At 66.0% G+C, this 12,542-nt stretch carries 10 protein-coding genes and 2 pseudogenes; 7 read left to right on the top strand and 5 right to left on the bottom strand.

The genetic code is table 11. The features are described 5' to 3' along the window. Nucleotides 1-261 precede the first annotated feature (261 nt). The 5 genes from rpmH to mnmE all read left to right on the top strand — a co-directional run bounded on the left by rpmH (nt 262) and on the right by mnmE (nt 6,842). Nucleotides 262-402 (top strand): 50S ribosomal protein L34, encoded by a 141-nt coding sequence (rpmH, locus tag AC1PME_RS20910; RefSeq protein WP_003469983.1) that lies wholly within the window; start codon nt 262-264, stop codon nt 400-402. Beyond that, nucleotides 399-878, top strand: coding sequence for a ribonuclease P protein component (gene rnpA / locus AC1PME_RS20905; RefSeq protein ID WP_481096919.1), 480 nt, complete (start codon nt 399-401; stop codon nt 876-878). The genes rpmH and rnpA overlap by 4 nt, the downstream gene beginning before the upstream one ends. An 18-nt stretch (nt 879-896) precedes the next feature. After that, the gene (gene yidC / locus AC1PME_RS20900) at nt 897-2,627 is read left to right on the top strand and encodes a membrane protein insertase YidC (protein WP_481096918.1); all 1,731 of its coding nucleotides are present in this window, start codon (nt 897-899) and stop codon (nt 2,625-2,627) included. Nucleotides 2,628-2,725: 98 nt separating this feature from the next. Next, nucleotides 2,726-5,467 (top strand): polysaccharide deacetylase family protein, encoded by a 2,742-nt coding sequence (locus AC1PME_RS20895; RefSeq protein ID WP_481096917.1) that lies wholly within the window; start codon nt 2,726-2,728, stop codon nt 5,465-5,467. Nucleotides 5,468-5,498: 31 nt separating this feature from the next. Next, a complete protein-coding gene (gene mnmE, locus AC1PME_RS20890) occupies nt 5,499-6,842 on the top strand; it encodes a tRNA uridine-5-carboxymethylaminomethyl(34) synthesis GTPase MnmE (protein ID WP_481096916.1) in 1,344 nt (447 codons plus the stop codon). A gap of 182 nt (nt 6,843-7,024) precedes the next feature. Here the strand turns inward: mnmE and AC1PME_RS20885 are convergent, their stop codons facing one another. Then, nucleotides 7,025-7,867 (bottom strand): ABC transporter ATP-binding protein, encoded by an 843-nt coding sequence (locus tag AC1PME_RS20885; protein WP_481096915.1) that lies wholly within the window; start codon nt 7,865-7,867, stop codon nt 7,025-7,027. 133 nt (nt 7,868-8,000) lie between these two features. Here AC1PME_RS20885 and AC1PME_RS20880 point away from each other — a divergent pair, with 133 nt between their 5' ends. Both AC1PME_RS20880 and AC1PME_RS20875 read left to right on the top strand, forming a co-directional pair. After that, the gene (locus tag AC1PME_RS20880) at nt 8,001-9,197 is read left to right on the top strand and encodes a DesA family fatty acid desaturase (protein WP_481096914.1); all 1,197 of its coding nucleotides are present in this window, start codon (nt 8,001-8,003) and stop codon (nt 9,195-9,197) included. Continuing rightward, nucleotides 9,194-9,601, top strand: a complete 408-nt coding sequence (locus AC1PME_RS20875; RefSeq protein WP_307547417.1) for an EF-hand domain-containing protein — start codon at nt 9,194-9,196, stop codon at nt 9,599-9,601. Before AC1PME_RS20880 ends, AC1PME_RS20875 begins: the two co-directional genes overlap by 4 nt. A gap of 219 nt (nt 9,602-9,820) precedes the next feature. On the opposite strand, the pseudogene AC1PME_RS20870 reads toward AC1PME_RS20875, so the two are convergent. From AC1PME_RS20870 to AC1PME_RS20855, 4 genes and pseudogenes are all read right to left on the bottom strand, one after another. After that, a pseudogene (locus AC1PME_RS20870) lies at nt 9,821-10,574 on the bottom strand (transposase). A 56-nt stretch (nt 10,575-10,630) separates the two neighbouring features. After that, entirely contained in the window at nt 10,631-11,086 is a 456-nt protein-coding gene (locus AC1PME_RS20865; protein WP_481096913.1) for a YbbD-related protein, read from the bottom strand. Nucleotides 11,087-11,529: 443 nt separating this feature from the next. Then, nucleotides 11,530-12,020, bottom strand: a pseudogene (locus AC1PME_RS20860) (RHS repeat-associated core domain-containing protein); the annotation flags it as partial. After that, entirely contained in the window at nt 11,999-12,181 is a 183-nt protein-coding gene (locus tag AC1PME_RS20855) for a hypothetical protein (RefSeq protein ID WP_307547413.1), read from the bottom strand. The pseudogene AC1PME_RS20860 and the gene AC1PME_RS20855, both read right to left, overlap by 22 nt. Nucleotides 12,182-12,542: the final 361 nt, after the last annotated feature.

Below are 12,542 nucleotides of genomic sequence, written 5' to 3'. Positions count from 1 at the left end.
CAGATCTAAATTCGTCGATAGACCGGGCATGAAGGGCGCGCTCGGGCGCGGCGCATTCGGCCGGTGGGAGAGGAAAGCGGATGGATCAGACTACCACCGGCGCGCAGGGTCGGGAATGGTTTTCCCATGGCTATTCACAGATCCATCCACAGGCCCGGCGCTGCCGGCCTCTGCCGTGGTGGAGACAGGGAGTTGACCGCAGCGTGAGTGGTCCTATAGAATTTCCGGTTCTTTCCGCCCCATTCAGATCAGAGCGCCCCGATGGCCACCAAGCGCACCTTCCAGCCCAGCAACCTCAAGCGCAAGCGCGACCACGGCTTCCGTGCCCGTATGGCCACCGCCGACGGCCGCAAGATCCTGGCCCGCCGCCGCGCCAAGGGCCGCAAGCGCCTGAGCGCTTGATTGCTTCGCCGCCCCAGGCGGCGCCTGCAATCCGGACCGTGAATCCTCCCGACCCGCGTAGGCGATTTCCTCGCTCTGCGCGGGTTCGCACGTCTGCGGAATACCGCGTCGTGTTCGATGCCGCGCGCCGCTGTTCCGAGCCGCTGATGAGCCTGCACTGGCACAGTGCGCCGCACCCGGCGCGGCTGGGTCTGGCGGTGTCGCGCAAGGTCGACAAGCGCGCGGTCGTGCGCAACCGCATCAAGCGCGTGCTGCGCGAGGCCACGCGGCAGCTGCTGCCGTGGCTGGCGCCCGGCGATTACGTGGTGGTGGCGCGCAGCGCCGCCGCCCAGGCCAACGGCGTGCAGCTGCGCCAGGCCTACGAGCGCCTGCTGCGCCGCGCCGGCGCATTGCCGGCCCCGGCCGCGGACGGCACAATGCCGCCGCCCGATCGTCCTTCTTCCCCCACCTCCACGTCAGAAACCCTTTCTGGCTGAGCCGAGCTTGCCTGTCCGATGAACCAGACCCGCCTTTTCCTGATTTTCGCCTGGCTGATGGTCGCGGCCCTGCTGTGGATGGAGTGGAACAAGGAACACGCGCCCAGCGCCAATACGGCGACGGTCGCGGCGGCGACCACGGTGCCGCCGGCGCAGGACGCCGATGCCGGCGCCACGCACGCGCCGGCCGTTCCGCAGGCCTCGGTGCCCGGCGCCACGCCGGCCAGCGGCACGCCCGAGACCGCCGCGGCCAGCGCCGCGCCGCGGGTCACCGTCACCACCGACGTGCTGCGCCTGACCCTGGACGGCCGCAGCGTGTTCGACGCCGACCTGCTGCAGTTCCCGCAGACCAAGCAGCCCGGCAGCCCGCCGGTGCAGCTGCTGACCGAGGACCCGGCGCATCCGTATACCGCCACCAGCGGCTGGGTTGGCGAGAACAATTCGCCGTCGCCGGGCCCGAGCGGGTTCCGTCCTGAGGAGCCGGGCAAGAACTACGTGCTGGCCAAGGGCCAGGACAGCCTGCAGGTGCCGTTCGTGTGGAACGGCCCGGACGGCGTCAGCATCCGCCGCGTCTACACCCTGCAACGCGGTCACTACGCGATAGAGGTGCACGACGAGGTCGTCAACCATGGCAGCAAGCCGTGGCAGGGCTACGTGTTCCGCAAGCTGAGCCGGGTGCCGACCATCGTCAGCCGCGGCATGACGAATCCGGACTCCTTCAGCTTCAACGGCGCCACCTGGTTCAGCCGGCAGGACGGTTACCAGCGCCGGGCGTTCAAGGACTACCTGGAAGACGGTCCGCTCAACCAAACTGTCGAGGGTGGCTGGATCGCGCTGCTGCAGCACCACTTCTTCACCAGTTGGATTCCGCAGGCCGATCAAAAATCGCTGTTTGTGCTGTCCAACGACGGCCCGCGGCACGTGATCGAAACGCGCGGTCCGAGCTTCACCGTAGCGCCGGGCGCCAGCGCCAGCACCGAAGCGCAGCTATGGGTCGGGCCGAAGCTGGTCAACCAGATTGCCAAAGAACGAGTCCAGGGCCTGGATCGCGTCGTCGACTACAGCCGTTTCACTTTGCCCGCAATGCTGGGCCAGGGCCTGTTCTGGGTCCTCAGCCACCTGCACACCCTGTTCGGCAACTGGGGCTGGTCGATCGTCGGCCTGGTGGTACTGCTGAAGCTGGTGCTGTATCCGCTGTCGGCCGCGCAGTACAAGAGCATGGCCAAGATGCGCAAGTTCCAGCCGCGCATCCAGCAGCTCAAGGAGCGCTACGGCGACGACAAGCAGAAGTTCCAGACGGCGATGATGGAGCTGTACAAGAAGGAGAAGATCAACCCGATGGGCGGCTGCCTGCCGGTGCTGATCCAGATGCCGATCTTCTTCGCGCTGTACTGGGTGCTGGTGGAGTCGGTGGAACTGCGCCAGGCGCCGTGGTTCGGCTGGATCCAGGACCTGACCGCGCGCGATCCGTACTTCATCCTGCCGGTGATCAACGTGGCGGTGATGTGGCTGACGCAGAAGCTGACCCCGTCGCCGGGCATGGATCCGGTGCAGGCCAAGATGATGCAGTTCATGCCGCTGGTGTTCGGCGTGATGATGGCCTTCGTGCCGTCCGGTCTGGTGCTGTACTGGGTCACCAACGGGTCGCTGGGCCTGTTGCAGCAGTGGTGGATGACCAAGCGCCACGGCGAACCGGCCAGCGCCGGCGGTGGCGGCAGCGGCAAGCCGCCGGCCAAGGCCAAGAAGTAAACCCGACAACGCCCGCCCTCCGGCGGGCGTTGCGCATGCGGCCGGGGAAGGCGCCGGCGTGTGCGTTTCCGCACCGCCTTGCTCGCGAGTCCGTGGTCATGCGCAAGCGTCGTCGTCCGTTGTCGCCGTCCGTGGCCGTGATCGGCCTGCTTGCCTTGGCGCTGGCCGCCTGCCAGCGTCCGCCCACCGGTAGCGAGACCACTGCAGCCAAGCCCGCGTCGCCCGCGTCGGCAATCGCCATTCCCGGCTCGCCCGCACTGCAGACCCAGGCAACGGCGCTGTTGCAGGGCCTGCAGGCGCAGCTGGCGGCGCAGCGCAAGATCATCGTGCTGCTGGCCGACGAGGCCAAGCAATCGCCGGCCGACCGGCAGACCTCCAGCAGCGTCGGCCAGCAGCTGTTCCACGAGGGCCTGGAGCGCCGCGAGGCACTGGCCAAGCAGTTCGATGCGCTGCTGGCGCTGCCGGACCCGCAGCGCTTCGCCGCGGTCGGCAGCTTGCTGGACTACGTCGAATCGGCGCCGGACCTGTACGACGCCGACCGCCTGGCGTTCCGCGAACTCCTCGCCGACTGGCAGGTCCGCATCGGCAAGGATTCCTCGCTGCCGGCGATCAAGCTGCACCAGCGCATCGGCGAGGACCTGGACGCGCTCGACGAGATCGAACGCACCTACAACCGCGAGATCACCGCGATCTTCAGCCGCTTCGACCGCACCCGCGCGATCGTGCAGAAGCGCGAGAAGTGGGAGGACTACGTCGCCCACCTGGGCACGCTGTACACGCGCGAGGCGATCCTGCGCGACTACGGCGTGATCACCCCGTACCCGATGTCGATGCAGGACAGCGACCGCGAGGTGTTCGGCCGCGACCTGCCGCCGAAGACCGTGGTGCTGAGTTTCGACGACGGCCCGCACCGCGAATACACCGACGAGATCGTCGCCATCCTCAAGCGCTACGACGTGCCGGCCACGTTCTTCGAGGTCGGCCGCAACCTGGGCAAGCTCGAGCCGGATGGCAAGGTCGACTTGTCGCCGCTGGCCAGCGTCAGCCGCAGCCTGATGGAGCAGGGCTACACCGTCGGCAACCACAGCCTGACCCATGCGCAACTGTCCAAGGAAACCGGCGCCGCGCTGCGCAGCCAGATCCTCGACACCGACCGCATGCTGCGCGCGGTCGACGCCAAGCGCGCGCCGCTGTTCCGCTTCCCCTACGGCGCGCGCAACGCCGAGGGCATGCAGATCCTCGGCGAGGCCGGCCTGAAGTCGGTGATGTGGAACGTGGATTCGCTGGACTGGGCCGACCCGGTGCCGGAGTCGATCGTGCAGCGCGTGCTCGAGCAGGTCGGCCGCGAGCAGCGCGGCATCCTGCTGTTCCACGACATCCACGCGCGCACGGTCAAGGCGCTGCCGCAGATCCTGGACCGGCTCAGCGCCGACGGCTACCAGTTCGCCGCCTGGAACGGACGCGACTTCAGCGTCGCGCGCGCGGCCAGCAACGCCGCCGCACCGGCGGTGACCAGCGGCTACGACACGTCGTGGGCGATCGTGATCGGCATCGACGACTACGCGCACTGGCCCAAGCTGCAGTACGCGGCCAACGATGCGCAGGCGATCGCGCAGACGCTCACCGGCAGCTTCGGTTTCCCCTCGTCGCAGGTGATCGTGCTGAAGAACCAGGAGGCCACCCGCAACAACATCCTGGCTGCCTTCCACGATCGGCTCGCACACGGCGGCGTGGGCAAGAACGATCGCGTGTTCGTGTTCTTCGCCGGCCATGGCGCGACCCGCAAGCTGGCCTCCGGACGCGACCTCGGCTACATCGTGCCCGCCGACTCGGACCCGGCGCAGTTCGCCACCGACGCGATTCCAATGACCGAGATCCAGGACATCGCCGAGAGCCTGGAAGCCAAGCACGTGCTGTTCGTGATGGACGCGTGCTACAGCGGCCTGGGCCTGACCCGCGGCGGCGGCACCAGCGCCTACCTGCGCGAGAACGCGCGGCGCATCGCCCGGCAGATGCTCACCGCCGGCGGCGCCGACCAGCAGGTCGCCGACAGCGGCCCCAACGGCCATTCGGTGTTCACCTGGGTGCTGCTGCAGGCGCTGTCGGGCAAGGCCGACCTCAACGGCGACGGCCTGATCACCGGCACCGAGCTGGCCGCCTACGTGGCGCCGGCGGTGTCGAGCATTTCGCAGCAGACTCCGGCGTTCGGCAGCCTGCCGGGGTCGCAGGGCGGCGAGTTCGTGCTGCAGGTGCCGGAGGGCGAGGAATTCCTCACCGCCAGCACCCAGCAGCTGTCCTCGGCGGCGATCGCGATGAACGATCGCGTCGATGCCGCCGCGCCGGCGTCGACCGCGACGCCGAAGGCGGGCGGCGGCAGCGCAGCTGCCCCGGCCGCCGCGGCCAAGCCGGCGGTGGTGGTCAAGGACCTGCAGGGCGGCGAACGGCCGCTGGCGGTGCCGGCCGCGGCGGGCCCGGTGTCCGACCGGCAGCGGGCGCAGCGCGCCAACGACCGCGGCCTGCAGCTGTACAAGGAGAAGCGCTACGACGAGGCCGAGGCGCAGTTCACCGAGGCGCTGAAGCTGCGCCCGGACTTCGCGCTGGCGGCCAACAACCTGGGCTTCATCTACTATCGTCAGGGCAAGTACGCGCAGGCCGTGCGCTGGCTGGAGAACACGCTGAAGATCGATCCCTCGCGCGCGGTGGCCTACGTCAACCTGGGCGACGCCTACCGCCAGCTGGGCGACGCGTCCAAGGCCAAGCGCGCCTTCCAGACCTACCTGGCGCTGCAACCCAACGGCGCGTCGGCGGCCTACGTCCGCGGCCAGTTGCAGACGCTGTAGTCCTCCTCACCGCCGACCTGCCGCCTTCGCCATGCCGTCTTCCGCCACCGACACCATCGCCGCCATCGCCACCGCTCCCGGCGCGGGCGGGGTCGGCGTGGTGCGCGTGTCCGGCCCGGCGGCGGCGGCCATCGCCGCGGGCCTGGGGCTGGGCGCACTGGTGCCGCGCAGCGCGCGCTACGCGCGCTTTCGCGACGCGCACGGCGAGGTCATGGACGACGGCATCGCGCTGTGGTTTCCGGCGCCGCGCAGCTTCACCGGCGAGGATGTGCTGGAACTGCAGGCGCATGGCAGCCCGGTGCTGTTGCGGCATCTGGTGGCGCGCTGCTGCGAACTCGGCGCGCGGCCGGCGCGCCCGGGCGAGTTCAGCGAGCGCGCCTTCCTCAACCGCAAGCTGGACCTGGCCCAGGCCGAGGCGATCGCCGACCTGATCGCCGCCGGCGACCTGCGCGCCGCACGCGCGGCACGTCGCTCGCTGGACGGCGTGTTCTCGCGCCGCGTCGACGACCTGGCCGAACAGCTGATCCGCCTGCGCATCCACGTCGAAGCGGCGATCGACTTCGCCGACGAGGCGCTGGACACGCTGGGCGGTGCGCAGGTGCGCGCCGGCCTGGCGCGGGCGCGAACGGACCTGGCGCAGCTGCGTGCCGACGCCGAACGCGGCCGGCGCCTGCGCGATGGCCTGCACGCGGTGCTGGTCGGCCCGCCGAACGCCGGCAAGAGTTCCCTGCTCAACGCGCTGGCCGGCAGCGACCGCGCCATCGTCACCGACATCGCCGGCACCACCCGCGACACCTTGCACGAGACCGTGCGTCTGGATGGCGTGGAACTGACCCTGGTCGACACCGCCGGCCTGCGCGAGGGCGGCGACGCGATCGAGCGCGAGGGCATGCGCCGCGCGCGCCAGGAACTGCAGCGTGCCGACCTGGCGCTGATCGTGCTCGACGCGCGCCAGGCCGAGGCCGGCCAGGCCGCGATCGCCGACGCCATCGCCGACGTGCCGCAGCGCCTGTGGATCCACAACAAGAGCGACCTGCTCGCCGCGGTGCCCGCGGCCAGCGCCGAGCGCGTCTACGTCTCCGCCGCCACCGGCAGCGGCCTGGAGCAGCTGCACGCGCAACTGCGCGCGATCGCCGGCGCCGCGGCCGGCGAGGGCAGCGACGGCGAGTTCTCCGCACGCGCCCGCCACGTCGACGCGCTGCAGCGCGCCGCCACGCACGCCGACGCGGCCACCGCCGAGCTGGAACACGAACGCCTGGAACTGGCGGCCGAGGAACTGCGCCTGGCCCATGCCGCGCTTGGCGAGATCGTCGGCACGCTCAGCGCCGACGACCTGCTCGGGCGGATCTTCGCCAGCTTCTGTATCGGCAAGTAGCGCGCACTGGCGCGCTGCCGAGTGCAGCGTAGCAGCGGCTGCAGCCGCGACGGGCTTGACCGGGAACGCCTGTCGCGGCTGAAGCCGCTCCTACAGAAAGCGCCCGCCGCCACCGCGCCGGCGCTCGGAAGCCCGCCATTTCATCCGCAATCGCAGCTGGCACCCGGCTTGCGTTGCCCCGATCAGCCGTCCGCAACCACCCGCGCGCTGTAGCTGTCGCCGTCGCGCTGCACCCGCACCGGTCCGCCGAACACCGCCGACAGCGGCGCATCGGCGAGCAGGTCCTCGCGCGCGCCGTCGGCGTAGACCTGGCCCTCGCGCAGCAGGATCACCCGCGCGATCTCGGGCACGATCTCCTCGATGTGGTGGGTGACCAGCACCAGGGTGATGCCCTGGCGCGCGAGGTCGCGCATCGTCGCCAGCAGGTGCTCGCGTGCGACCAGGTCCAGGCCGGTGCTGGGTTCGTCCAGCAGCAGCGCCTGCGGCCGGTTGACCAGGGCCCGCGCGATCAGCACGCGCCGGGTCTCGCCAGCCGACAATTCCGCATACGGACGCCGCAGCAACGGCAGCGCGCGTGCGGCCTGCAGCGCCTCGCGCGCGCGCGCGCGCATCGTCTCGGTCACCTCGCGGTGCGGCGGCACCACATAGCTGGCGAAGAATCCCGACAACACCGCGCTTTCCACGTCCAGCCCGGGCATGTCGGCGAGATTGACGCTGAGGTCGCCGGTGACGATGCCCAGTTGGCTGCGCAGCCGGTCCACCTGCCAGCGGCTCTGGCCGAGCACCCGCACCGCCGGGTCCTCGCCGGCGCGCGCCAGCGGATACAGCTCGCGGGTGATGAGCTTGATGAACGAGGACTTGCCGCAGCCGTTCGGGCCGAGGATGGCGGTGTGCTGGCCGAGCGCGATGCGCAGGCTCAGCGCGTGCAGCACCCGCACCTGGCCGCGGACGACGCTGGCGCGGTCGAGTTCGATCAACGGCGCGGCCGCTGGCATGGGGGTTGCTTGGGGAAAGGCGGCTGACATGGAACGGACACCGTTCTGTGATCGGAAGCGCTTGGCGGCTGAATACCATACGCGAGCGCCGGGTGAAGTTTGCGGTCGCAACCCCCATCATGTCGTTACCCCCACGCCGTCCTACGCTCTGGAGCTTCTGGCAATGTTCGACGCGATCCTCGACTTCCTCGGCAATGGCCTGCTCGGCGTCGGCTGGTGGGGCATGCTGGCCGTGCTGCTGCTGTTCACCCAGCTCACCATCTTCGCGGTGACCCTGTACCTGCATCGCAGCCAGGCGCACCGCGGCGTGGATTTCCATCCGCTGCTGGCGCACTTCTTCCGCTTCTGGACCTGGTTCACCACCTCGATGATCACCAAGGAGTGGGTGGCGATCCATCGCAAGCACCATGCCAAGGTCGAGACCGAGGAAGATCCGCACAGCCCGCAGACCAAGGGCATCGCCCGGGTGTTCTGGCGCGGCGTGGAGCTGTACCGCGAAGCGCGCACCCAGCGCGGCGACATCGAGCAGTACGGCAAGGGCGCGCCGGACGACTGGATCGAGCGGCACCTGTACACCCCGTACGCGAACCTGGGGCCGGTGGCGTTGTTCGCGTTCAACTTCGCGCTGTTCGGCCTGCCCGGCATCGCCCTGTGGGCGCTGCAGATGGCCTGGATTCCGTTCTGGGCCGCGGGCGTGATCAACGGCCTGGGCCACTGGTGGGGCTACCGCAACTTCGCGTCGGCCGACACCTCGACCAACCTGACCCCGTGGGCGCTGTGGATCGGCGGCGAAGAGCTGCACAACAACCACCATGCCTTCCCCAGCTCGGCGCGCTTCTCGATGCGGCGCTGGGAACTGGACATCGGCTGGCTGGCGATCCGCGCGCTGGCCGCCCTGCGCCTGGCCAAGATCCTGCGCGTGGCGCCGACCCTGGACGTGCGCCCGAACATCAGCGTGCCCGATGCCGACACCTTGCGCGCGCTGCTGTCGCATCGCTTCCAGGCGATGACCGACTATCAGCGCAACGTGTTCACGCCGGCCCTGAAGGAAGAAGCCGCGCAGGCCGGCGCCAAGCTGCGCAAGCTGCTGCCGCGGCGCCTGCGCAAGGGCCTGGTCGACGACGGCCGCTGGCTCAAGCCCGACGCCCGCGCGCAACTGCAGCACTGGGTGGCGCAGCGCCCGCGCATGCGCACGCTGGTCGAACACCGCGCGCGCCTGGCGGCCCTGCTGGAAGCGCGCACCCACGACGCCAGCGAACGCCTCAAGCACCTGCAGGCCTGGTGCCACGATGCCGAAGCCAGCGGCATCGCCGCGCTGCAGGCCTACGCGGCGCGACTGAAGGGCTACGCCCTGGCATGAGCAATGGTGCCTCGCGCACCCCGCCGTACGAACGCCGCCTCGTGCGGCGTTCGTCGTGGCGGGCCCGGCCGACGCTGGGTATCGCCTGCATCCTGATCGCGGCCGGCATCGCCGATGCGCAGGCACAGGCGATCGACAGCACTGCCAGCTACCTGCAGCGCATGGACCGCAACGGCGACGGCCGCGTCAGCCTGGACGAATACCTGGCCTGGATGAGCTACGCCTTCGACGCCCGCGACCGCGACCACGACGGCGTGCTCAGCCCCGCCGAACTGCCCGGCGGCCGCGGCCCGCCGATCACCCGCGCACAGCACCTCGCCACCCTGAGCGCCCGCTTCCGCAAGCAGGACACCAACGGCGACGGTTACCTCAGCGCTCGGGAGCTGGCGGCGCCGCCGCAGTGAGCAAGGATCCGCCGAGTACTGCGATCCTGTCTGGCTTTAGAAAAAACTCAAGAGTGCGGCGTGCTGATGCTTTGGTGCGTGGGAAATAATGCAGCTACAGCAAAATGAAACCGACAACAGCTCCATTTTGCCCATGCTTACCCTCGCCGAGGAAGCTCGCAACCTGATGCAGCCGGCATGGCTCCGGTGATGGGCTCTACGCGCCCTTGTTAGAGCGTGTTATGAACTTTTGAGTATCGAAGCGGCATTGCCGAGCATGAGAGTGGTGAAGGCGACGAAGTGAAGTCCTGCCGAGGTTTCCGGCAAGCGTTTGTAGTCACGGGCCAGGCGCCGGAACCGATTGACCCAACCGAAACTGCGCTCCACGACCCAGCGGCGCAACAGCAACACGAAGCCTTTCTTGGCCTCGGGCAGCTTCACGACGTGTAGTGCGATGCCTTCCGTCAGCGCGGCTCCTGCCGGGTCTTTGCCCGTGTAGCTTTGATCGACGAAGGCCCGTTTCACCGTCTCACCGGTGACATGCTGGACTTCCTGCGCCAGCAGGGGACCAAGTGTATCCACCGCCATGTGGACCTTGCTGCCCTTCTTGCGCTTTTAGCCGTCGTAGCCAGCGCGTGGGCCGATTTCGCATGTGAACTGCAACGTTTGGCCATCCAGGATCACGGCGCTTGGCTGTCCCTGTTTGCCTTGCGCCACCCGCAAGATCAAACGCAAATCGTTGTTGACCATGGCCTCAAAGCAACCAGCCTGCAGCCAACGCTGAGTCTGTTGGTAGACCGCCTCCCAGGGGGGACTCATGGGGAATCAAACGCCAGGGCGCCCCGACCCGGGCCATCCAGCGCAAAGCATTGAACATCAAGCGCAGGTCGTACTTGCGCTGCCGTGCCTGCGGCTCCATCAGCGTCAGGTAGAGCGCGGCGAAGACCCATTTTTCATCGGAGACGTCGGTCGGATACGAGCGGGGTGGCTTCATCCGCCTACGATAACTGCGCTCGCTCAAACTTGATCGCACGCTCTAACGAAGCAACCTTATAACCCAGCTGCCGCTTTGCATAGAACGCCAAGTCCCTTCCTAGAAACCGGCTCAATATAATAGAACTTAGCTCCATTGTGCGTTTTTAGAAGACCAAGCCCCTCGTTGCCGCACTTATAATAATAAGTGCTTACTCCTTCAGGATACTTGGCCGGCGAATGCACCAAAGAAAATGATTCTTCGGCGGCGGTAACGTACGAATGATCAAGTCTAGAAAAATCCTTTAGGAAGTTACCGTTGGTCGCAGAAAAAATAACTGCCACCCCACCAGTATCTACACTGTGCTGTTCATAGATATCAGTAGCATTTTGCGGCAAAAAATCCGGCACCCACCCTTTTGCAATAGCGTCATCCGCTACTGCGTCAGCATGAGTCTCATAGAATTTTGAAGAGTTACCCGCACACCCCGAAATAGAAAAAATCAATGGAAATAAAACAATAAATATCTTCATGGACCACCCCAATCAGGTCTATATTCAAGCATAAAGGGTCGGCGACTAGCCGGCAAGTTATCCAAAAGGTGAGAGCACCTAGCTCCACATTCCACATTTGATGGACACGACGCTCCCACCCTATTGACCGTCATGTCTGCAGCATTATCCTTCAGCATTTCTGGTATGGACAGCTTCTTATCACCATATTTGCCGGCCAAGTTAAAAAAAAAATCTCGAATCTCCTTGTTCTGCATTTGCTCAACAACCAGTTGAGGATTACCAGATGCCTTTGCCGCGCGACACGCAGCCAAGCAATGAAAGAACTGGTCGGTTCCTCTGACATTCTTCTTTAGCATTTCCTGATACGTCTGCACCAATTGAGACATCGACTTCTGACGCTGACGTGAATATTCAGTTTCGGCTTGAATTTGCTTCTGACTAGGCAATTGGTTGTCATTAATCAACCCGAGTGGATCAATTGAAATAAGCGCGCTACTTCCACCGTAAGAATATGTTGACAGCCCGCCTCGCAACCCAATCGGATCACTCTGCACATACCGCCCAGTGCCGGGCTCGTAGTCGCGGAAGTAGTTCTGGTTGAGCCCGCTCAGCGCGTCATAGCGCTGGCCCGGGAAACGCATGTCAAACACGAAGGCAGTGCCGTCCTTGTCCGGGTCCTGGTCCGGAGCGGTGGTTCCGAAAGCTTCGCCCTTCAGATCCCAGCGCCAGATCGCCACGTCGCGGACCGGGTCGATCACGGCGCGCGGCGTGCCCAGGTGGTCCGGCTGCAAATAGCGCAGCGTGGTCTTGGCCAGCACGACCACCCGCAGGTCGTCCAGCCAGATCGTCTGCTACATGACCTACCGCTGTTGTCGTAGTCGCCCAGCCGATGGCCGCGCTCGTCGTAAAGCGTGTAGCTGTTGATCTTGATCATCCGCCGCAATAGTTGCCCTGCAGCACGACGACCATCTCGCTCTTCCGCTTGGTCGGGTAGTAAGACTTCTTAGAAAGCAATTCAAACAATAAGGTGCCGTGAATGCCTTTAACGCCCCTTTTCTCTAATCTATTTCTCCACATTTCATCAAAAACCGATGTTGCGACTTCATCGCCCACCCGGGCAATGAATCTCTACAAATTCGATATCTTGCCCTTCCCCGGTAGAAGTTCTCATCCTTCATTGCATATGCATCGTGATGCAGATTTCTGCACCGTCAATCCGCTGTACGTTCAACATATATTGAGTTACTCCCACCCACTCTGCAAAAGACATCGATGAAGTCGCCTCTTTCCACATGGAAATATGAAGAGCAAATTTTAACCATTAAAACTATGAAGAAATTTGCTTGCCTTCCTCAATGACGCAGAAATTAAATTACTTGCTGTGAACTCTAAAGCAGCGTGTAACTATCCAGCCGGCAAGAGCATAAATTGCCATGCAACACAAAAAGAACAAAAAAACTCTTATGTAACTTCC

The sequence above is a fragment of the Xanthomonas sp. NCPPB 901 genome (genome assembly GCF_056725085.1).
The sequence above is the reverse complement of the archived record's forward strand: the minus strand, read 5'-3'. Positions and strand labels throughout refer to the sequence as shown.